Genomic DNA, 17,441 nt, shown 5'->3' on the forward strand with positions numbered 1-17,441 from the left:
GGCCGGATCCCGTGATGACGTGGTTCGGCCCTGTGCCGTTCGGCGTTCAAGTCGGAGCGACGAGACTAAGGTAGCACGCATTTATTGATGAGGAGGTGCGGTCGTTACCGAGTATGTCCTTGAGTTTACAATTAGTAAATAATTTGGAGAGCTTGCACTGCTTTAAGAGCGCCTAACAGAACCGTTTGATCTGCTTGAGGGTGATGAGGCTCGCGGCCAGGGTTGTGAAGGCCTCGTAGATGTCGCCGCGCCGCTCGTAGCGGATGGGCAGGCGGCGGAAGCGGTTGAACCAGGCATGGGTCCGCTCGACGACCCAGCGGTGACGCCCGAGCCTCTCGCTGCTCTCGATGCCTTTGCGCGCGATCCGCGGCACGATCCCGCGCGCCCGGCACTCCCGGCGTCGTGCTTTGGCATCATAGGCCTTGTCCGCGTGCAACTTGTCCGGACGATGCCGCGGGCGTCCGCGCCGCCCGTTGCGCAGGGGCGGGATGGCGTCGAGGGTCTGGGCCATCATCACGCTGTCGTGTCGGTTGGCGCCGCTCAGGCAGAAGCCGAGCGGCGTGCCGCGCGCGTCGGTGACGAGGTGGCGCTTCGTGCCCGGCTTGCCCCGATCCGTCGGGTTCGGGCCCGTGGCAGAGCCCCTTTTTTGGCCGGGACAGACGCACTGTCCAGGCTCGCGCGGCCCCAATCGATCTCGCCCGCCGCGTGCAGGCGCTCCAGCAGGATCTGATGCAGCCGCGCCCAGACGCCTGCCGCCTGCCAGTCGCGCAGGCGGCGCCAGCAACTCATCCCGCAGCCGCAGCCCATCTCGGCGGGTAGCATCTCCCAGGGCAGGCCAGAGCGCAGCACGAACAGGATGCCGGTCAGCGCCGCACGGTTCTCGAGCGGGCGCCGCCCGCCCTTCGGACGCGGCCGGGGCGGCGGAAGAAGCGGGGCGATCTCAGTCCACAGATCGTTGGGAAGAAGGGGGCGAGCCATCCCAGCCAACGCCCGACCACACGATCCGTGCCCGTTGTGTTAGGCGCTCTAAGACATTCAAGGTGAACAGCGCATCAAGTCGGGCTTCGGACGTGGATGAGCCTTCCTTGTCCAATGCCGCCGCGAACAGTTCGGAGGCGGACAGGGCTTTCGCCACGCCTCCTTCAATCGGTGGCAGCATGACGACGCGGCGCCAGAGGCTCGTGGAGGCGTTCCTCGCAGTCACCCGCACGTTCTCGCCCATGCCGGGCTGTGCAGTCGCGAGCACGCCGACCCAAGGCCGCATGATCAGTGCGACCGGGGCAGCCAAGCCAATGACATCAATAACGCCTGGCATTCATTGCGTGCCTCTTCAGTCTCGCTAGGTGGGGCGAGGCCGAAAACAGGCTGAACGCAGTTCCTGAAGATTTCGCCCGGCGTGGCCCAGGCCCTCACGAGAGTGAGCGAACCTCTGCGTCGGCAGGGTCGTCCCACTTCACGCGGCGAGGCCGGAGGCGTCGGGCAGCGGTGGCGGTGCCCATCCCTATCGCCCATCCGACGGCGACCATGACGACGCAGAGCAGAAAGGCGTGGTCGGGCATGTGACTGCCAGCCCTAGATGCAGGTCCGGCCGGCGAGGTGACGGCGTGTGGCACGCTGGCGAGCGCGGGCGTTGTGCAGTCGCCGCATCTGCTCCTGGAGGACCTCATCCTCGTGCGGAGGACGGAGTGTTGTTGCGGTGGGCTGTGAGACGCTCAGGCGATCCTCGCGCAGCGGATAGATTGGTTTCATGGTCGCCCTTCCCCGTAGTACTTACGCAGAAGCTTAACCATTCGTTAACCAATTGCAACCCAGGCGCGAGGGCTGTTCACCGCCAGCGAATTTAGTTGCGGATCGGAGGGCCGAGGGCCTGACCCTACCGCCCAAGCCGCCGCATCATCGCTCGGTGCAGGGCCTCCGTCTCCCGCAGCTCGGCGTTCGTGGCCCGCACCATTTCGCGCAGGTGGGTGAAGGCCGCCCGCATCTGCCGGCGCATCGCGGCATGCTCTGCTGATCGCCGGCCGTGGGTCCGCGTCGAGGTTCTGGACCGGGCCAGACCTTCCGCAGTCGTCGGTCCACGGCTCCCGCCGCCATGCATCCGGCAACGACCGTTCGGCATCGCGGGGGAGCGACAGGCCGACCCTTGCCGGGTGCAGGCACCGCACCGAGGAGATGCCCAGGCTCGCGCCATCGCGTTCCGCCAGCCGTGTGCATGGGGTCCGTCGTCCAATTCAGGAGGCACCCCGGCCCCCTCTCTTCCGCCGCTGGGCACCCCCTCCCCCAACCTGCTGCTGGCCGCCGATCACGGCCTGTCCGCCGTCCCCGACGTAGTTGTGCTGCACCACGACCGTCTGCTGCCCGCCCGCCCGCACCCGCTGCAGGGTCTGCATTCCGGCCTGGAACGAGCCGGTCAGTCGCGCCACCGTGCCGGCCATTCGGGCGGCCTCAACGCACGCCGCCTGCTTGGCCGTGCCCATGGTCCGGTCGGCCATGTCGAGCTGCTGCCCCATGACAGCCGCGGCCTTCATCGCCAGGACGTGGGTGGTCGCCATCTGGTGGGCGAGCATCCGCTCCAGCGCATCGCCGGCCTGGATCGTATCAGCCGTGTCCAAGGCCAGTTCGAGCGAGCCTGCGTTCTTGGCGAGGTCGAGCCGGTCCCGGCTTGCGTCGGCCGCCACGGCATCGGGGTTCACGAGCGTATCGAGGATTGCCGGCAGAGTGTTGGTGGCGAAGTCCTCGGCCGGGACGAGCTCGCCCCCGACGGCTCGCGGCGGGGCCTCGATCGGGGCCCGCACGGTCGCCTCCTGCCGGTCCGCGAACCCTGACGGGCCGCCGCGCTCCTCTGCCCTCACCCGGGAGACCCCGAGAAGGGTGTTGCCGGATCGTTGTCTCTGCGCCATGCCTACTGCCGCCTGCCAAAGCATTGTCTGACCTAGCTGCTGATATAGCACTTTGAAAGATGAAGCCTACAGTGATCGCAAATTAGAAGCGAATTTCGACGTCTACTGATGCCGAGACATCTTGCCAGTGCACGATAAAGGGAGCAGGAACGTGTTAACACGCGCTGGAGAATAGAACGTGGGCGAGAACGTTGAGATGGTCGAGGCTGTTGCCATCGATTATGTACAAATCACGGCCGATATCGTCTCGGCCTACGTGTCCAAGAACTCGGTTCGGCCAGCTAACATGGCGGAGCTGATCGCCAGCACGCACGCTGCGCTCGCCGGCCTCAGTCAGAGCGCCAAGCATCAGGCGCAGTCGGCCGAGAAGGCAACCCCCGCTCAAATTCGGAAGTCGATCAGGCCGGACGCGCTGATCAGCTTCATTGATGGCAAGCCGTACAAGACGCTGAAGCGTCACATCATCCGCAATGGCCTGACGTTCGACGAGTACCGCGAGCGCTTCGGCCTGCCGCGGGATTACCCCTCAACGGCGGCCAACTACTCGGCGTTGCGTTCAGAAATGGCTTACAAGAATAGGCTCGGCCAACAGCGTCGGAACGCATCCCCGAAGGCTGCGGCGCCCACTGAGACCACCTCCGAGAAGCCGAAGAGAGCCGGGCGACCACGGAAGGCCAAGGACGGTGCTGAGGCGTAACCCGGATCTTTCTCCGGCCATCGACTCTTCCCTTACCTCGCGGCGGTTGAGCGCCTTGGTGCTCCCGCTTGCGAGCGCGCCGGCTGCCGTGTCCTCCCCGTTCGCGTGCGGCCGGCGCGTCCTATTGAAAGACCGCTACGGCAAGCGCCGTCTCCGATCGCTTCAGCTGCAGCCCAGGGATTAGGCCGAGATCCCGCTTCATAGCTATGGCCTCAATCCTTCGTGAGGTCCTTCGGAGTCAGCGCTCGCTCGCACTTGGTGCAGGAAAGTTTCATCTCGTTGAATACGTATTCCCAGGAGACGAACTTCGTCGTCTCGAACCGTTCGCCGTTTAGGTCCCGCGGCGTGTAGCTCTCCCAGAAGCTGGAAAAAGGCGCATCGTTCTCACGCACGATTATACTACCGGCGTGTCCGCAGGAGCATCGTATACCGTGGGAGAGCCGCGTCGTCATAGAAATCCGCTCCCGCTGTGCCCCTTATAGGCGTTCGCCCCCTTACCTTCCCGCATCGTCACGCCCCCACCCATAGGGTCAACGGCCTCGACCCATGAGAGTCGCTTGCTCGAACTCGGGAGCGTGTCGAGGACGCGATTGCAGGCGGCGGCAAGCGCGTCGCTGGATGCGGTGGGCATGGCGGTCAGCAGCTCGCGCGTCAGCCCGGCCATCACCGCCTCGTGTCCGGCTGAGCGAAAGCCGCATTCAACGGGCCTGAAATTCAAGATCAAAACGACGTTCTCGGCGATGACCCGGGCGGCACTCTCATGGTCGCTACACATGGGCCGAAGCTATAGGAACCCGCTTCCTGAATGCTCCTTGAAGGCGTTCGCCCGCCGGACGTACCCGACGACGGTTCGCGGATCCCAGTGGCCGGACTGGTCCATGATCCGCGCGAGATCGACGCCACGTAGCCAGATATAGTATCTAGTAGCTACCAGCTACTGCTATTGAGCCTTGCTTCGCTCCAATAGGTCGACAGCCCTTTCGAACGCTTCGCCAAGCCCCCAGCCATGTGCGTCCGCAACTCGGGTGAACGCCTCGATCGTCTCAGGCTTCAATTTGAGGTTTAGCTGAGCGGTGCGCCCTGTCCGCCGGCGGCGCTGCTGCCGAGGCGGGACCGGGGCCTGCTCGGTCCTCGCGGGTTCTCGACTACGGAAGCCAGTTGCCTCAGCGGCCTGCCTCGTCACCTCGGGGGTTGGCTTGTCATCCCGAGGCTTGGGTTTGGCCCAGGCCGACGGATCGATATCGTCGAGTTCGTCGCCGAAGCCGAGAGAAGCGCGTTCCTTGCCGCCCATCACGCTGCAGACCTCGCGCTCGCTGCCTTCAGCTTCGAGACCACCTCTCCTGCGAACTCGCGGGCGTTCTGGATGGCCTTTTCGAGGTTGCTCGTCTGCGTCGCGGCGAGCCCCAAAAGTGTGCCGCCGAAATCGAACAGATCCTTGAAGGCGGCCCGCTCCACGATCGCAGTTTCGAACATCTCGATACCGCCGGCCTGCAACTGCTCCTGCACATTGCGCAGGGCGCGAGACGTCACGGCTGCGCCGGTTCGAGTGAGCAGGACCGCATGGGCTATGCGCCGCCGCGACAGCTTCTCCGAGTTGCGGATGAGGCGGATCGTCTTCGCCGCCCCCTTGGCATCCATGCTTGATCCTTGGGTAGGGATCACCACCAAATCAGCCATGCCGATGGTATTGGCTACCAACAAGCTAGCTGTACCCTCCAGATCCACGATCACGAAGGCGGCTTCGCGCTCGGCACTATCGATCGCGTCCACGACGCTCTCTTCCGTCACGTCGCTGATGATCGTGATGTTCTCAGGCTTTCCGGGGAGTTTCGCCCACTGGCTGATCCAACGCTCTGGGTCAGCGTCGATGATGGTGACAGAAGCCCCCTTTACGGCCAACTCGGTCGCCAGCAGCAGGGCGCTGGTCGACTTGCCGGAGCCGCCCTTCGGGTTGGCGAAGGCTATGACGGGCATGATCCCTCCGATTTCGGATGCCGCACTCACCACGTCACGCGTATCTTAACAGCTAGCTAATGGATACCGAATGGTAGCCGCTAGCCACCTGGTAGCTGTAAGCTCGCCGGCCGATAGCTGCCAGTAAGCGTGAGCTACCAGCTAGCGCAAGGTAGCCGGTAGCTACCTGTTAAGAGTAGCTAGCGGAGAGCTGATGCGCAGCCAACGGAACCTCATACCTGGATAAGGACCCTTTGGATCTGCGCCGCTGACCATGCTCCGCCCCGAGCTGCCGGGATGCCGCGGGCGTTCAGCGAAGCCGCGATCTGGCGCAACGACACAGCGCCCTCAGCTCTGGCGGCTGCAATCATCGGCGCAAGATCCCGCGCCCGCTCCTCCGCTCGACGTGCCTGTTGCGTCCGTCCGCGCGCCTGTCCGGTCTCCCGGTTCGAAAGGTTCTCTGGTTTGCCCAGCCGCACGCCCCGGGCCTTCGCCGCGGCCAAAGCCGCCTTGGTCCGGACGCTGATCATCTTACGCTCGGCCTGCGCGACCACGGCCATGATGCCGACCACCAGTTCGTTGGCTTCGGGCATGTCGGCCGCCACGAACCGTACGCCGGCCTTCTGCAGATTGAGCAGGAAGGCAGCATCGCGCGAGAGGCGGTCGAGCTTGGCGATCACCAGCGTTGCCCCGTGCAGCCGACAGAGCGCCATAGCCTCCGCGAGGCGAGGGCGGTTGTCCCGTGACCCGCTCTCCACCTCGACCAGTTCGGCCACGTGGCGCCACGAGCCGCCGTTGAGGAAGTCGGCGACCGCCCGCCGCTGCGCCTCCAGCCCGAGGCCGGACCGGCCCTGCCGCTCCGTCGAGACCCGCAGGTAGGACACGAAGGCGGAAGTCATGCTGATTTCGCGGGGTGTCTCGTTCGGTCGAACGGACGTTTAACCGGACGAGACACCCGCCTGCGATGGCCCCGGGGACACACCGTCGCTTCTCTCAGGACGGCCTCGAACCTATCTCAGGATTATCCGCCGCGGACGCGGTCGGGGTGCGCCAGGCCGGGCGAGTCGTGATAATATGGCCGCCCGGCGAGCGACTTGAGCAAATCCTTTGACGATATTCGTGTGATATTCGGCGATCGTGGACCATGAAGTCCGGGGCCGGTGGAGCGCGACGCGGTGCCCATTTGCCCAACCCGTGACTCACGATATGTCTCTGTGCATGACGACGGCCGGATCTAGGACCGTCATCGCTGCCTTCACTGAGGAAGAGGCGCAGCGTCTGACGGGCATCAGCCTGACGCAGCTCAGGTATTGGAGACGCTTGTCCTTTTTTGTTCCGAGCCTGAAGGTCGAGATGAGCGAAGGCGAGGAGACGCGCCTCTACTCGTTCCGTGACCTCATCTGTCTGCAGGTGCTGGACCGGCTGCGGAATGAGAACGGCGTCTCGCTGCAGCACCTTCGCGAGGTGAAGGCGAAACTCGTCGATCTGGGCGATGATGTGTGGGCGAGAACGACGCTCTACGTCCTCAATAAGCGCGTCGTCTTTGACCATCCCGAGACAGGCCGGCGAGAAGAAGTCACGACCGGCCAAGGCGTGCTCAGCATCCCGCTCGAAATCGTTCGAGCAGACATGGAGCGCAACGTCCGGCAGCTGCGCACGCGGAGCTCTGATAATTATGGAAGGGTCCAGAGCGTGCGAGGGGTCGCAAGGAGCAACCCCGTGATCGCCGGTACGGCGATCCAGGTCGCGAGCATCAAGGCCTATGCCGACGCCGGCTACACGGTCCAGCAGATCATCGAAGAGTATCCGACGCTGACGGAGCGCGACGTTGAAGCGGCCCTGGCCCACGCCGCCGCTGCCTGAGGCCGCCCCAGCAAAACTGATTATCCGCGTCCTCCTCGACGAAGGCGTGCCTGTCTCTGTGGCTCGGGCGTTCGAGGGATGCGGCCATGTAGCTATCCGGCACGCGGACGTCTTGGCCCCGGGTTCGGACGATTTGCTCGTGGCGCGAACCGCGCAGGTCAACGACGCGACGCTGATCGCGATCGACAAAGACATGAAGCGCATCACTGGCCGCTACGGGGAGGCGGATCCGAAATTCCAGCTGCTCAATGTGATTAAAATCGGTTGCTCAGAACCGCTGGCTGCAGCGCGGATAGAGCAGGCGATGCAGCTGATCGAGCTGGAATGGCGGTTTCGCTGCCAGCAGCGGGGCCGACGCCTCTACATCGAGATCGGGCCGCACTGGATACGCACCCACCGCTAGGAGGGCCGCTCGTCCGGCGAAAAACGCAATGACCTAGTCACATGATCGCGTGCCCATGTGATTATGAGGTTGCGTGATCATGGATGATAGAGCTGTCTGGCGAGCGTGCCGCGTGGACGGGGCAGGGGGGCTGCGGTACCTCCACGCCATGGCCAAAGAGATCCCCAGCGTCGGCGACCTGCGCCGGAAGTCCGAGGTGACGGACGAGGAGATCGAGGTCGCGACGGCCGCCTACCTGAAGGACGAGGCCGCAAAGCCGTTCGCCTTCAGGTCTGGCCACGCCATCGACGTCGCCAAGGCGATCGAGATGCACCCGCAGGCCAAGAAGCTCCTGGCCGACGAGGACACCACGCCCGGCCTGCGCCGCACGATGATGAAGACCGCGGTCATCATGGGCTTCCCGGTCCAGGTATGAGCGGCGACAGCATTGTTGGACGCCGATACCGAGGGAGAGGACGATGCGCTTCGTCGGAGTCTTTGCGGCAGTCGCCGTGCTGATGGTGCCGATCCCCGTCGAGGCGATCACCCCCTTGCCGTCTTGCTCCGCGACCTTCGTGAAGCGGTGGGTTGATTACGACCGCCGCGCCGAGATCCCAACGCCAGACCGCACGTGCGTCATGCAGACCAAAACTGGCACCTATATCTGCGATCAGAAGGGCTGCTCCCGAGCGCCGTGACTTGGACAACGGCACGCGCGAGCGTGTTGCTCACCGCCCCGCGCTCTTCTTGACGAACTCCCAGATGGGGATGCCCCAGATCTGACCCTGCCTGGTCCGGTAGGCCGAGCCGCGCTCGAACACGACGCGGGTCGGCTCGACGGCCTGGGCCCGGTTGCCGGTAATCATCATCACTCCGCAGACCTCGATCCGCAGCGTCCCGTGCTCTGGATGGAGCGCGAATAGCTCGGCGGCCGTCCAGCCGAGCGCGTGGGCCTCGGTACCGAGGCGGTCGCAGAAATCGATGGCGGCCTCCCGGATCGGCGCCCAGCGCGCCGGGGTGAGATAGCGGCACGGCGAGGCGTGCTGAGACAGATCCTCCAAGGCACTGCGCCACACGGCAGCGGCGTCGGGGAGCATTGTGGGAGCGAAAGCGGAGACCATCCGGCCGAGCTACGGGAGCGGGCTTGGTGATGCCATGCGGCGGATAGCGGACTTGCCCAACCTATGTAGATTGCGTCGGATAGATGCCGCGCATCAGCGGCGCTTCTGGACCTACCGACATCATGCCGACCGCCCGCCCAACGCTCGCCGATCTCCGTAGGGCCGGCACGGTCAGCAGCAGCGAGATCGTCGCGGCCATCGACCTCTACATGAGGGCTCCGGATGCGGGCCCGTATCGGTTCGCCAGCGGGTACAGCGTCGACATCGCGGCGGCCGTCGCAGCATCGCCCGAGACCTTCGAATTGAAGGCGCGCCCCGGACCGCAGGAGAAAACGTTCCGGAACGCCGTAACAGCCACTGTCATGGGGGCGCCCGCGATCAAACCCCGACCGGGCGAGCCGTAAAGACACGGCGCCCGGTCAGTCGCAAACTCAGCAGTTGTCGGCGCCTGGCTTAACGGGCTGACCCTCGGGGGCCTTCTTCGAGCCGTCATCCTTCATGGCGGCGCCTGTGTTGTTCATCGCTCCGACCGTGCCGGGCGACTCCGCCTTTGCCCCCGGGCTCACCTTGGCGGTCGAACCACCGTCGACGTTCGAGGTGGCATCCTTCCCGGTAGCCGCATTCGTGGTCGTGCCGACGTTGCATGGCGCAGCAACAGCCAAGCTCGCCGAAAGCGTGAGCATCGTGGCGGCGGTAGCGATATTCAGGATCTTGGACATGCTTCCTCCAGGTTCTTAAGCCTGAAAGAAGGGTGCTTACTGCTGGTTGTTCCAGCCGACTCCGTGTGGCAACTGCTCGCGCCCGGAAAAGAAGCCTTTTAGAGATCACGAAAATCGGCTCGCTGCGCAGCGAGCGTCTCTATTTCCGAATAAAAGATGGGGCGCTTTTTATGTGCCGCCTCGCGGCAGGTCGGCAGGCGGGAAGCTGGCGCCGACAGCGCGCAGAGCCTGCACTAAGGCGTTGAGCTGCGCGATGGTGACCACCGGTTCGCCGGGACTGCCCTCGGCTCGCGCCACGGCACTCAGAGGCACCTTTGCGCGCTTGGCCAGCTCCGGAGGTGTCCAGCCGATTGAGATGCGTGCTTTGAAAAGCTGCGAGCCGGTGATCACCCTGATCTGCTCCTATGATCGGGCGGCTGCAGCATCACTTCTCCCTCTTGATCACGGCGAAGATACTACTTGCCCCCACCGCCCTTGTAGGCCGTGATCGCACGCCGGCAGTTCTCCGAGATTTTGTCCATGTTTTTCTTAAAGCAGGCGTCCATCTCCGGGCTATCTGGATCATTGCCGCTGCAGAACGTGACCGCATCGCCGGAGCAGTAGGTCTTGAGATCTTTGTTACCACGCTTGGAGGATGACGTGTCGGGAGCCCCAAGAACGGGAGCCGCTACGGCGATAAGGCTGAGGGCCAGGATGATGCTTCGCATATTGGATATCCGGTCGAGGGAGTTCGTCGATGCGCTAACGGCTTGGCTCGATAATCTATCCCCCCGCTCAAGGGGCCGAGCCTCGCTCCTTCGCGGCATTTGGGCTGTGACCGAACAGGAGGGTTGCTACTTACTGCCAGCACGCTCGTAGGCATCGATGGCGCGGCGGCAGTTTGGGGACATCTGGCTCATATTCCTCTTGAAGCAGGCGTCCATTTGCGGGCTGTTCGGATCGATACCGGCGCAGAAAGCGATAGCGTCACCCGCACAATTGGTCTGTAGGTCTGCGTTGCCGCGGTTGGGCGCCTGCGCCGAGGCGGGGACGGCGATAGCGATGACGCTGACGGCGAGGATGAGGCTGCGCATACTGGGTCCCTGACCGAAGCATTCCGTCGAAGCGTAACGAACCTAGCGCCGGTTCTATCCCTTCCGATCCCGGAACCAGAACCTAGCCTCGCCATCGTTCTCGGGGGATGAACTACAAGCCGCGGGTCATCGTCGGAGGTCTGCTGCTGCGACGACAACCGCGGCCGTGACGGCCGCAATGGCGCAGTCTTCGAAGGCGTATTCCAAGCCTGCAGCCTCAAGCGCACGTTCGACGCTTACGAGCACGACTGCCACGCCGATCGCCAGCATCCGGCTCTTGATCGCGTTCATCCGCTCGGCTCGCCAGAAGCATCGGCACCCCGGATGCCAAGCCACTTCAGGGCTGCCGCCTGGGAGGCGAAGGCGTGCTGCTGAGCCGTGAAGGGCGCAGGCCATGTGGCTGGGGGCACCTCGTCGAGCAGATCAACAAGCCATTCGCGCGGGGTGCCGCTGTGATCGATTTCGCGCACTAGGGATGCGACGAGGCACCCATTGAGCAGGACGTCGTAGCTGCCGGCGGCAAGACGCCTGACTGAGTAGGTCACGTTGGGTCCTCCTGCAGGAGCACCTCATGAGGCGCGCCGCCCTGCTCCGACCAGAGCACCGTTCCGTTCGTATCAGTGAGCGTCGCGGAGACTACAGCCTCGCTCGGCAGACCGGCGCGAACTACCTGCGCGAGTTCTACTGCTTCCTCCGTCGTCTCTGCGGCGATCGTCACGGTTTGCTGTGTCGTATCCGAGTTCGAGCCGGCCAACAGAAGCAGGGCGGTCAAGCGGTAGGGCTGTGTTGCCATCGCTAGCCCCTCCGCTCCCGGAACCGGATCCCGGCCCCGCCGCCGTTCTGCGGGATGAACTCTAGGCCGGTGGCCTCAATGATCGAGCAATATAATCTATGTTGCAGAGACGCAGAACAATATTCGGCCATCATAAATCCTTAAGGAACGATTAAATGCCTGTCGCTGACGCTAAAATTTGCGGTCGCAGCGTCATGGAATGTTCGGCGGTATCACCGGTAGGCGTATCAGATGTGGACTGATTTTGACGCGTCGTCCCACAAGATCCTTGCCGAGGCCGAGGCTGCGGCTGCACGGGAAAGGGCGCGCTCAAAGAAGCGGCATAAGCAGCCGCCGCGCTCCAAACGCAAGTCCAACGGTGCGCCACACCCTGCCCCAAACAAGCTGACGCTCGGAAAACCCACATTAAGCACGGCTTCTGCCCAGCCTGCCGCATTGGTGGTGCAGACGGACCCTGTGCCACCAGATCTCGAAGCCTTCCGTGACGAACAGACGGAAGCGATCCAAGCACAAATCCTGCATATCGCGACCCACATCGGCGCTCTGGACAGTCAAGATGCACAGCCCCAACGGACTAGGATCGAACATAATGAAATAGCAGGAGTTGATTACTTCGTTTTATCGAGTGAAGATGCGGATATTATTAGTGACAATGAGACTTACAGGGCCAAAATCACTACGTCAACGGCGTCCGTACTTTGTGCCATTGAGATGAAATCTCCGGAAAGATCTCATTGCCATGGCGCGTTCCGAAGAGTCGGTTTGGCTGGCATGGGATTAATCAGCCTCATCAGTGCGCTGTCGCTGCTCAACCCAGGCTCTCACCTGGAGGCTGAGGCACCGGGTACGATCGACCAAGCGCCTGTCTCCGTTGGCGTGTGGACTGATCCGCCGCCTCTGGAGCCGGTCCGAAGCGCTGCCGACATCTCTCCGATCGGTCCCCAGCCTAAGCAGCAAGTCGTTGCCGCACCTACTAGCTTAGCCTTCGTTCAGAAGGCCCCGCCGGAGGTATCGCCTCACACCGATCTTCCCACGGACAATCGATTGGTCGAGGCAACTTCCGTTCCTTTGGTCCCCGTTCCCCAAGAGGTGGTGCAATCCGCTTCCGTCACCTTGGTGCCTCTACCGCCGCGTCGTCCCGTGTCGCTCATAGCCCGGCATATACCGGTTGCGCATCCGGTCACGACTACGGTGACGCTGTCGACCGATGGCCCGGCTGAACCAGCGGTTGAGCAGGCAGAGCCTCCCGAGTCTTATGCGAGCTTCTCAGCTCGCAAGCACGAGATTGGAACCCATAAGCTGCCTTGGGGAATGGCGCGCCTTCATGAAGATCCAAACAGCGACACCGGTCGGGGTGCCGTGTGGGACTTTGTGCCGACCGAGCCATAATCCAGCAGCAGGTCGCGCATCGGCCATCGCGATCGCTGCTATGCCTTGTTCTTGCGAAACCCCGCGAAGAAGCGCGTCAACCCCTCCAAATCGGCGTCTTGCAAAGCCTCAGCCTCGGCGGTGTCTTCAGACGCAGCCTCGTTGGTATCGCGACCCAACCCATGCAGTGCTTGAACGAGCATGGGTGACCAAGGCAGATTGCAGTCCCGCAGGAAGAAGGCGGCCTTGATCAGTGCCGTGCTCTGCTCCTCCGGAACAGGGCGCCCCAGGATCTGTGCTTCGAGCACCTGGTCAATCAGGGCCTCGGTAAGCCGACGGACCTCTGAGAGGCGCGCGGGTGACGCGGCTGCAGTGCTCACGCCGGATCCTTCCGCCGCAGCTTCACGCCTGGCTCACCATGGTTCAAGAACTCGACGCCTTCGGCTTCGAGGACGCGCATCACAGCCTGCACTTTATCAAGCCCGCTCACGAGCCCGGAGGCACCGCGCTTCTCCATTGCGCCAATCGTGTTGATGTTCACTCCTGCCCGATCAGCCAGCGTCCCCTGATCCATCCCGACAAGCGCACGCGCGGCTCGCAGTTGGTTGCCTATCGTCAACATCGCCGCTCGGATCCTGCCTGACTAGGATTTTTTCATAGTAGACTATTGACGGCATGACCGGAAGGGCTCATACCTGACTAGGAATTATCCCTAGTTGAGCGGGGTTACAATGCCCTACCGCACCGTCTCTTGGAACCGCCTCTCCCGCTCCCTGCACGACAGCCGCCTACGCATCCCCGCGGGCATGCTCGGCGCCCGTGCCCTCGTCCAGCTCGGCGCCCGCAGCCGTCCCCTCGTCGTTGCCGGTCAGTACGACCGCTCCGCCATCATGGCCGCCGCTTGCAAGGCCGCCTCCGGCATTCAGGAGCGGTGCGGCGTGTCCCGCGCCGAGGCCATGTCCTCCGCCCTCAAGGCCACCTGGCAGGTCGCCAAGGCCGCTCACCGCGCCGCTGTTCACTGATCCCCTAGCGGCCTGACCTGCGCCGCCACGGCGCACCCCCTTCACCACCGAGCCGACCCACACGAGCCCTCTGGAGCCCGAACGATGACGCACGCCCGCATCCCGAATTTTAGCCAGCCCATTCCCGTGCGCAGCACCAGCGCCCGCACCGGCCGCCGCAATCCTCCACTGGATCGCCGCTACCGCAACCTGCCCGACGAGCAGCAGCCGGGCGCCATCGAGCCCTGGCAGGCCGTGACGCCCGTCCGGCCCGACACCGCGCACAGCCGCTCCCTGCGCTTCCTCGACACGGCCGGCGAGCTGCTGGCCGCGGTCGCCATCATCGGCGGCGGCATGGTGCTGACCGGCCTCGCCTCCCTGTTCTGACCCAGCCCGCAAGCCTAGCGGGCCGGCTGCCCGCGCCCCTCACTCTCCGAGGAATTCGCGATGTCCCTGCGCACGTCCCTCCAGAAGCCTGATCTGCCGCGAGCCTGCCGCCAGCCTGCGCGAGCGCGCCGCCAGCCTACAGACCGACCTTGCCCGCGTGACCCGCCAGCCCGCCGTGATGCAGGCGGAACCTGAGGTCGCACCCGATCCTCGCGACGCTGAACTGCTGGCGCTGCAGCCTGAATGGGAAGCCCGTGCAGCCGCCTACACGAGGGCCATTGAGGAGCAAGGCACCATCTCGGACAACGCCCCGAACGTCGAGGCGCCCCCACCGCGCGAGCCGATCGCGGAATGGGCAAGGCTCATCCCCGGCTGGCGTCAGCGCACAGGCATCGAGGAGGCCGAGCTCGCTACCGCCGAAGCCATGGACGACCTGTGCGAAATCGAGACCCGAACGGCTGGATGAAGGAGTTCGCTCACCACGCCATCGGCATGCACGTCGCCGACCGGACGCTGCGCATGAGCAAGCCCGAACTGGTCGCCTTCATCAAGAAGGGGGGCGACCGCGATGCGGAGGTGCCCGTCACCATGCTCGCGGCGCTGGAGAGCGCGCAGCGGACCTTTGAAGGCTGGGGCAAGCTTCTGGACCTAGCGCGCACCCGGTACATGGTGGCGGGCTCATCCGCGGTGCTGAGCCAGGGCGGCACCACCGGCAAGGCCGTCGAACCGGAGGATCGGCCAGAGGCGCCGCCGGCCAGCGAACACTCCGCCTCTGTCAGCCTCATCGGCATGATCGACTTCGCGTCTGCCTCGCTGGACGAACTGCAGGCCCTTCACGACCTCGCGGACCTCGTAGGCGGCGTCGCCTACGCCACCGTGTGGACGGCCCGATGCAAGGCCCGTGGCTCAGGTGACGACTACAACGCTGCCGGCAAGCTGATGCAGTGGCTCGGCGATGCCCTGACCGACGTGGAGACGGCGGCCAACAACGAGGCGCGGCGGCGCAGGCCGTCGGACCGATCAGACCGCGAGACCCGACTGGAGATGCTGGCCCTGCCAGTGATCCAGAACGGCGATCCGGACGAGACCGAGGCCTTTGCCCGCGATCTGCTGGCCCATGCCGAGGCCGAGCGCCGGGGCTGCTGACAGCGGCTCCCACCCCTCCGCGTGCTTGCGTACCGCCCCGGCCGGACCCCGCCGGGCCTTCCTCCCATCGAGACCCTGAGACCTGACCCCATGGGCGACGTGCTCACCTTCACCCCGCGTCCGAAGCCGGCCGCTCCGGAGATCTTGGAGCCGCTAACGGGCGCCGCGCTCCGCGCCAGCCTGGAGGAGGCGGCACAGACCGCCCTCGACGCGGCGGACAGGATCATCGCGGTTCTGGACCGCATGGACGGTGACACCGACCACGAGGATGGCGGGGACGACGAGCCGTCGCTGGCGGCTCCCGAGAACACCATGGGCTCGCAGGTCGTCTACATGCGCGGCGGCGATCGGGACGGCGAGGCCGACGCGCCTCAGACCGTGCTACCGGAGGTGCTGGTAGAGGCCGCCGCTGTGCCCGAGCCGGCGCCCGAGGCGGTCGTGCTGCCCTGGCGCGGCCGTGGGAATGTCATCGCCGCCGCTGGCGCGGTTTTAGTCGACTTGCTGAGAGGTGCTTGAGGCTGAGGCCGCAAGGGAGGAAAGCGGCGCAGGCCAGCCTGCCAGATGCGCCGTAAGAAGACGCTCAGTGAGCGCCACAAGCGCCTTGTGCTGCGGGCTGCCTGTATCCCGAGTAAGGAAGCTTGATACACTCACGTCCTGGCCGTCAGGATCCGTAATACCTCCGCCCATGCGGCGGATGACGGGATTGCCCAGAGCATCACAAACCAGAAGCCAGCGCGTGCCGTCTGAACTCGCATGGAGGATGAGTGGTCCCACGGGCTCGTACAGCTGCTCCAAGGGCACGCCGAGCGTGTCGGCAACCCGGTTCAGCGTGCTGCCCGCGCCTTGATCGGGTGAAGGACGAACCAACCTCGGACCGAACTTCACGGCAGCACCTCTTCCTGCTCGAACCTGCGATTGATTTCCGCCTTTCGTCGTCACGCCCAAGGGTTGTGCGAACTGACCTCATTTGCAAGGGTTACCTGCCTACCACCCGGATGTAGAAAGGCGACAGGGGGCTAAAAGGACGTGTCGAACCCAGCGACTCGAACTGTTCCTGCCTACGTGCCGGAAGCGCTTGCAGCCTCGAACGTCGGCACGTGGCGCACGGGCCAGACGGTACAGCACTACATCACCGACGAAACGGCGGCGGCCCTGTTCGGCCTTGATCCGGAACAAGCCGCCGAGGGGGTTCCGCTTCTCAACTACTCCCGCGCCGTTCACCCCGCTGATCGTGCTGTATTTCACGAAAAGATCGATCGTGTGACCGAGTACGGCGGTCTGTTCGTCATCGAGTACCGGACAATGCCCCGTGCCGGCGCATTGCGCTGGGTGCTGGCGCGTGGTCGCTACGAGCGCGATCCTTTAACGGGCGAGATGCAGGGCCGAGGCATCCTCATCGACATCACGGAGAGCAAGCTCGACGGCCACGTCGAGGATCGCGCTCTGTTCATCAAACCCCATACCCACAAGCATCCGCTCGACCGTGCGGCTGATCTCGCCGTGGAGACGCGTCAGGCGATCGATCAGGTGGGCGGTCACGAAGGTCAAGCACTACGGCATGCGATCGATGCTTTGCTCTGGCTTCTTGGGCGTACCCTCGCGCGTCGGAATGGACGCAGACCTAGCTAAACGGCATCGCCCGACTCGGTAGGGAACTGCTGATCTCGACCGACCTAACCGCCAATCACGCCATAAAGCGGTTCGTTGGCGGTCCTAGTCCAAGCTTGCCCGGTTCCTGCAGCCAAGGCATCCACGCCCACCCTCGACAGCTGAGGGGCATAACTGCAGACGGGCGTGGAGGTCGACCGAAGCCGACGGGCGGGCCCTACACCCCTCGTGCAGGTTGCACCCCAACGTATGTGAATGCTGCTATGCCTCGCCAGTCCTGCCAGAACCTCAACAACTGCCGTGCTGCCGGCCGCGGTGGTCCCTGCCGGGTCTGCGATGCTGAGGCGATCGCCCGTCGAGCTGTCCTGCTGCGCGAGAGGATCCTGGCAAATCAGGCTGAGGGTCGGCCCCCGTATGCTGAGCGGCCCGATCG

The 17,441-nt window shown here is 64.4% G+C and carries 29 protein-coding genes and 1 pseudogene; 13 read left to right on the forward strand and 17 right to left on the reverse strand.

Features of this window, described 5'->3' with window-relative positions; all coding sequences use genetic code 11:
* Window positions 1–172 precede the first annotated feature (172 nt).
* From MMSR116_RS17520 to MMSR116_RS17530, 4 genes and pseudogenes are all read right to left on the reverse strand, one after another.
* Window positions 173–978 (reverse strand): IS5 family transposase gene (locus MMSR116_RS17520; RefSeq protein WP_085988008.1). Its coding sequence is split into 2 segments (ribosomal slippage): window positions 173–648 and window positions 648–978, totalling 807 coding nucleotides; the frame shifts between segments, so codons are not numbered across the junction.
* Window positions 941–1,315, reverse strand: coding sequence for a hypothetical protein (locus MMSR116_RS17525; protein WP_010687715.1), 375 nt, complete (start codon window positions 1,313–1,315; stop codon window positions 941–943). The genes MMSR116_RS17520 and MMSR116_RS17525 overlap by 38 nt, the downstream gene beginning before the upstream one ends.
* Before the next feature lie 750 nt (window positions 1,316–2,065).
* Window positions 2,066–2,188, reverse strand: a pseudogene (locus MMSR116_RS32405) (HGGxSTG domain-containing protein); the annotation flags it as partial.
* A gap of 40 nt (window positions 2,189–2,228) precedes the next feature.
* On the reverse strand, window positions 2,229–2,897 hold the full coding sequence (locus MMSR116_RS17530; RefSeq protein WP_051072340.1) for a hypothetical protein: 669 nt from the start codon (window positions 2,895–2,897) through the stop codon (window positions 2,229–2,231).
* Between the two features lie 178 nt (window positions 2,898–3,075).
* On the opposite strand from MMSR116_RS17530, the gene MMSR116_RS17535 reads away from it, so the two are divergent.
* A complete protein-coding gene (locus tag MMSR116_RS17535; protein ID WP_010687713.1) occupies window positions 3,076–3,594 on the forward strand; it encodes a MucR family transcriptional regulator in 519 nt (172 codons plus the stop codon).
* A gap of 212 nt (window positions 3,595–3,806) precedes the next feature.
* Here MMSR116_RS17535 and MMSR116_RS17540 read toward each other — a convergent pair whose 3' ends face one another.
* From MMSR116_RS17540 to MMSR116_RS17550, 3 genes are all read right to left on the reverse strand, one after another.
* Complete coding sequence (locus MMSR116_RS17540) at window positions 3,807–3,986, reverse strand: hypothetical protein (RefSeq protein ID WP_039895045.1); 180 nt, start codon at window positions 3,984–3,986, stop codon at window positions 3,807–3,809.
* 898 nt (window positions 3,987–4,884) lie between these two features.
* Window positions 4,885–5,568, reverse strand: coding sequence for a ParA family protein (locus MMSR116_RS17545; protein WP_039895042.1), 684 nt, complete (start codon window positions 5,566–5,568; stop codon window positions 4,885–4,887).
* A 212-nt stretch (window positions 5,569–5,780) separates the two neighbouring features.
* On the reverse strand, window positions 5,781–6,446 hold the full coding sequence (locus MMSR116_RS17550) for a recombinase family protein (RefSeq protein WP_010687708.1): 666 nt from the start codon (window positions 6,444–6,446) through the stop codon (window positions 5,781–5,783).
* Between the two features lie 319 nt (window positions 6,447–6,765).
* On the opposite strand from MMSR116_RS17550, the gene MMSR116_RS17555 reads away from it, so the two are divergent.
* The 4 genes from MMSR116_RS17555 (at window position 6,766) to MMSR116_RS17570 (ending at window position 8,490) form a co-directional block, all read left to right on the forward strand.
* Complete coding sequence (locus MMSR116_RS17555; RefSeq protein ID WP_106428365.1) at window positions 6,766–7,410, forward strand: DUF433 domain-containing protein; 645 nt, start codon at window positions 6,766–6,768, stop codon at window positions 7,408–7,410.
* Window positions 7,376–7,813 (forward strand): DUF5615 family PIN-like protein, encoded by a 438-nt coding sequence (locus tag MMSR116_RS17560; protein WP_039895039.1) that lies wholly within the window; start codon window positions 7,376–7,378, stop codon window positions 7,811–7,813. Before MMSR116_RS17555 ends, MMSR116_RS17560 begins: the two co-directional genes overlap by 35 nt.
* Window positions 7,814–7,961: 148 nt before the next feature.
* On the forward strand, window positions 7,962–8,228 hold the full coding sequence (locus MMSR116_RS17565) for a hypothetical protein (protein ID WP_010687705.1): 267 nt from the start codon (window positions 7,962–7,964) through the stop codon (window positions 8,226–8,228).
* A gap of 43 nt (window positions 8,229–8,271) precedes the next feature.
* Window positions 8,272–8,490, forward strand: coding sequence for a hypothetical protein (locus MMSR116_RS17570; protein ID WP_010687704.1), 219 nt, complete (start codon window positions 8,272–8,274; stop codon window positions 8,488–8,490).
* 30 nt (window positions 8,491–8,520) lie between these two features.
* Here the strand turns inward: MMSR116_RS17570 and MMSR116_RS17575 are convergent, their stop codons facing one another.
* A complete protein-coding gene (locus MMSR116_RS17575; RefSeq protein WP_010687703.1) occupies window positions 8,521–8,913 on the reverse strand; it encodes a hypothetical protein in 393 nt (130 codons plus the stop codon).
* Between the two features lie 83 nt (window positions 8,914–8,996).
* On the opposite strand from MMSR116_RS17575, the gene MMSR116_RS17580 reads away from it, so the two are divergent.
* Entirely contained in the window at window positions 8,997–9,317 is a 321-nt protein-coding gene (locus tag MMSR116_RS17580) for a hypothetical protein (RefSeq protein WP_244625478.1), read from the forward strand.
* A gap of 27 nt (window positions 9,318–9,344) precedes the next feature.
* Here the strand turns inward: MMSR116_RS17580 and MMSR116_RS17585 are convergent, their stop codons facing one another.
* The 7 genes from MMSR116_RS17585 to MMSR116_RS17615 all read right to left on the reverse strand — a co-directional run bounded on the left by MMSR116_RS17585 (window position 9,345) and on the right by MMSR116_RS17615 (window position 11,498).
* Window positions 9,345–9,632, reverse strand: coding sequence for a hypothetical protein (locus tag MMSR116_RS17585; protein ID WP_039895038.1), 288 nt, complete (start codon window positions 9,630–9,632; stop codon window positions 9,345–9,347).
* 168 nt (window positions 9,633–9,800) lie between these two features.
* Window positions 9,801–10,022 (reverse strand): helix-turn-helix domain-containing protein, encoded by a 222-nt coding sequence (locus tag MMSR116_RS17590; protein WP_010687701.1) that lies wholly within the window; start codon window positions 10,020–10,022, stop codon window positions 9,801–9,803.
* Window positions 10,023–10,087: 65 nt separating this feature from the next.
* Entirely contained in the window at window positions 10,088–10,339 is a 252-nt protein-coding gene (locus tag MMSR116_RS17595) for a hypothetical protein (protein ID WP_010687700.1), read from the reverse strand.
* Window positions 10,340–10,465: 126 nt separating this feature from the next.
* Window positions 10,466–10,705, reverse strand: a complete 240-nt coding sequence (locus MMSR116_RS17600) for a hypothetical protein (protein ID WP_010687699.1) — start codon at window positions 10,703–10,705, stop codon at window positions 10,466–10,468.
* Between the two features lie 126 nt (window positions 10,706–10,831).
* On the reverse strand, window positions 10,832–10,996 hold the full coding sequence (locus MMSR116_RS17605) for a hypothetical protein (RefSeq protein ID WP_158168915.1): 165 nt from the start codon (window positions 10,994–10,996) through the stop codon (window positions 10,832–10,834).
* A complete protein-coding gene (locus tag MMSR116_RS17610; protein WP_010687698.1) occupies window positions 10,993–11,250 on the reverse strand; it encodes a hypothetical protein in 258 nt (85 codons plus the stop codon). Before MMSR116_RS17610 ends, MMSR116_RS17605 begins: the two co-directional genes overlap by 4 nt.
* On the reverse strand, window positions 11,247–11,498 hold the full coding sequence (locus MMSR116_RS17615) for a hypothetical protein (protein WP_010687697.1): 252 nt from the start codon (window positions 11,496–11,498) through the stop codon (window positions 11,247–11,249). The genes MMSR116_RS17610 and MMSR116_RS17615 overlap by 4 nt, the downstream gene beginning before the upstream one ends.
* A 231-nt stretch (window positions 11,499–11,729) precedes the next feature.
* Here MMSR116_RS17615 and MMSR116_RS17620 point away from each other — a divergent pair, with 231 nt between their 5' ends.
* Window positions 11,730–12,887: a hypothetical protein gene (locus tag MMSR116_RS17620; RefSeq protein ID WP_010687696.1), complete on the forward strand. Its 1,158-nt coding sequence runs from the start codon at window positions 11,730–11,732 to the stop codon at window positions 12,885–12,887.
* A gap of 38 nt (window positions 12,888–12,925) precedes the next feature.
* Here MMSR116_RS17620 and MMSR116_RS17625 read toward each other — a convergent pair whose 3' ends face one another.
* Together MMSR116_RS17625 and MMSR116_RS17630 are read right to left on the reverse strand one after the other, a co-directional pair.
* A complete protein-coding gene (locus tag MMSR116_RS17625) occupies window positions 12,926–13,246 on the reverse strand; it encodes a hypothetical protein (protein WP_010687695.1) in 321 nt (106 codons plus the stop codon).
* Window positions 13,243–13,488 (reverse strand): helix-turn-helix domain-containing protein, encoded by a 246-nt coding sequence (locus MMSR116_RS17630; RefSeq protein WP_039895034.1) that lies wholly within the window; start codon window positions 13,486–13,488, stop codon window positions 13,243–13,245. The genes MMSR116_RS17625 and MMSR116_RS17630 overlap by 4 nt, the downstream gene beginning before the upstream one ends.
* Window positions 13,489–13,597: 109 nt before the next feature.
* On the opposite strand from MMSR116_RS17630, the gene MMSR116_RS17635 reads away from it, so the two are divergent.
* The 6 genes from MMSR116_RS17635 (at window position 13,598) to MMSR116_RS17660 (ending at window position 17,029) form a co-directional block, all read left to right on the forward strand.
* The gene (locus tag MMSR116_RS17635; RefSeq protein WP_010687693.1) at window positions 13,598–13,888 is read left to right on the forward strand and encodes a hypothetical protein; all 291 of its coding nucleotides are present in this window, start codon (window positions 13,598–13,600) and stop codon (window positions 13,886–13,888) included.
* Window positions 13,889–13,972: 84 nt separating this feature from the next.
* On the forward strand, window positions 13,973–14,254 hold the full coding sequence (locus tag MMSR116_RS17640) for a hypothetical protein (protein ID WP_010687692.1): 282 nt from the start codon (window positions 13,973–13,975) through the stop codon (window positions 14,252–14,254).
* Between the two features lie 157 nt (window positions 14,255–14,411).
* The gene (locus MMSR116_RS17645) at window positions 14,412–14,720 is read left to right on the forward strand and encodes a hypothetical protein (protein ID WP_158168917.1); all 309 of its coding nucleotides are present in this window, start codon (window positions 14,412–14,414) and stop codon (window positions 14,718–14,720) included.
* The gene (locus tag MMSR116_RS17650) at window positions 14,717–15,400 is read left to right on the forward strand and encodes a hypothetical protein (protein ID WP_010687690.1); all 684 of its coding nucleotides are present in this window, start codon (window positions 14,717–14,719) and stop codon (window positions 15,398–15,400) included. Before MMSR116_RS17645 ends, MMSR116_RS17650 begins: the two co-directional genes overlap by 4 nt.
* A gap of 90 nt (window positions 15,401–15,490) precedes the next feature.
* Complete coding sequence (locus MMSR116_RS17655; RefSeq protein WP_010687689.1) at window positions 15,491–15,916, forward strand: hypothetical protein; 426 nt, start codon at window positions 15,491–15,493, stop codon at window positions 15,914–15,916.
* Window positions 15,917–16,462: 546 nt separating this feature from the next.
* Entirely contained in the window at window positions 16,463–17,029 is a 567-nt protein-coding gene (locus MMSR116_RS17660) for a PAS domain-containing protein (RefSeq protein ID WP_244625479.1), read from the forward strand.
* The last annotated feature ends 412 nt before the right edge of the window (window positions 17,030–17,441 follow it).

Origin of the sequence: Methylobacterium mesophilicum SR1.6/6, assembly GCF_000364445.2 — a bacterium.
In the GTDB taxonomy this organism is placed as follows: Bacteria; Pseudomonadota; Alphaproteobacteria; order Rhizobiales; family Beijerinckiaceae; genus Methylobacterium; species Methylobacterium mesophilicum_A.

What these genes read in the sequence shown, in the direction of transcription:
- MMSR116_RS17570 (WP_010687704.1), top strand. Translation starts at nt 8,272, where the DNA reads ATGCGCTTCGTCGGAGTCTTTGCGGCAGTCGCCGTGCTGATGGTGCCG.
- MMSR116_RS17530 (WP_051072340.1), bottom strand. Translation starts at nt 2,897, where the DNA reads ATGGCGCAGAGACAACGATCCGGCAACACCCTTCTCGGGGTCTCCCGG.
- MMSR116_RS17565 (WP_010687705.1), top strand. Translation starts at nt 7,962, where the DNA reads ATGGCCAAAGAGATCCCCAGCGTCGGCGACCTGCGCCGGAAGTCCGAG.
- MMSR116_RS17640 (WP_010687692.1), top strand. Translation starts at nt 13,973, where the DNA reads ATGACGCACGCCCGCATCCCGAATTTTAGCCAGCCCATTCCCGTGCGC.
- MMSR116_RS17615 (WP_010687697.1), bottom strand. Translation starts at nt 11,498, where the DNA reads ATGGCAACACAGCCCTACCGCTTGACCGCCCTGCTTCTGTTGGCCGGC.
- MMSR116_RS17630 (WP_039895034.1), bottom strand. Translation starts at nt 13,488, where the DNA reads ATGTTGACGATAGGCAACCAACTGCGAGCCGCGCGTGCGCTTGTCGGG.
- MMSR116_RS17580 (WP_244625478.1), top strand. Translation starts at nt 8,997, where the DNA reads ATGCCGCGCATCAGCGGCGCTTCTGGACCTACCGACATCATGCCGACC.
- MMSR116_RS17575 (WP_010687703.1), bottom strand. Translation starts at nt 8,913, where the DNA reads ATGGTCTCCGCTTTCGCTCCCACAATGCTCCCCGACGCCGCTGCCGTG.
- MMSR116_RS17605 (WP_158168915.1), bottom strand. Translation starts at nt 10,996, where the DNA reads ATGAACGCGATCAAGAGCCGGATGCTGGCGATCGGCGTGGCAGTCGTG.
- MMSR116_RS17655 (WP_010687689.1), top strand. Translation starts at nt 15,491, where the DNA reads ATGGGCGACGTGCTCACCTTCACCCCGCGTCCGAAGCCGGCCGCTCCG.
- MMSR116_RS17525 (WP_010687715.1), bottom strand. Translation starts at nt 1,315, where the DNA reads ATGCCAGGCGTTATTGATGTCATTGGCTTGGCTGCCCCGGTCGCACTG.
- MMSR116_RS17585 (WP_039895038.1), bottom strand. Translation starts at nt 9,632, where the DNA reads ATGTCCAAGATCCTGAATATCGCTACCGCCGCCACGATGCTCACGCTT.
- MMSR116_RS17600 (WP_010687699.1), bottom strand. Translation starts at nt 10,705, where the DNA reads ATGCGCAGCCTCATCCTCGCCGTCAGCGTCATCGCTATCGCCGTCCCC.
- MMSR116_RS17555 (WP_106428365.1), top strand. Translation starts at nt 6,766, where the DNA reads ATGACGACGGCCGGATCTAGGACCGTCATCGCTGCCTTCACTGAGGAA.
- MMSR116_RS17545 (WP_039895042.1), bottom strand. Translation starts at nt 5,568, where the DNA reads ATGCCCGTCATAGCCTTCGCCAACCCGAAGGGCGGCTCCGGCAAGTCG.
- MMSR116_RS17550 (WP_010687708.1), bottom strand. Translation starts at nt 6,446, where the DNA reads ATGACTTCCGCCTTCGTGTCCTACCTGCGGGTCTCGACGGAGCGGCAG.
- MMSR116_RS17650 (WP_010687690.1), top strand. Translation starts at nt 14,717, where the DNA reads ATGAAGGAGTTCGCTCACCACGCCATCGGCATGCACGTCGCCGACCGG.
- MMSR116_RS17620 (WP_010687696.1), top strand. Translation starts at nt 11,730, where the DNA reads ATGTGGACTGATTTTGACGCGTCGTCCCACAAGATCCTTGCCGAGGCC.
- MMSR116_RS17635 (WP_010687693.1), top strand. Translation starts at nt 13,598, where the DNA reads ATGCCCTACCGCACCGTCTCTTGGAACCGCCTCTCCCGCTCCCTGCAC.
- MMSR116_RS17595 (WP_010687700.1), bottom strand. Translation starts at nt 10,339, where the DNA reads ATGCGAAGCATCATCCTGGCCCTCAGCCTTATCGCCGTAGCGGCTCCC.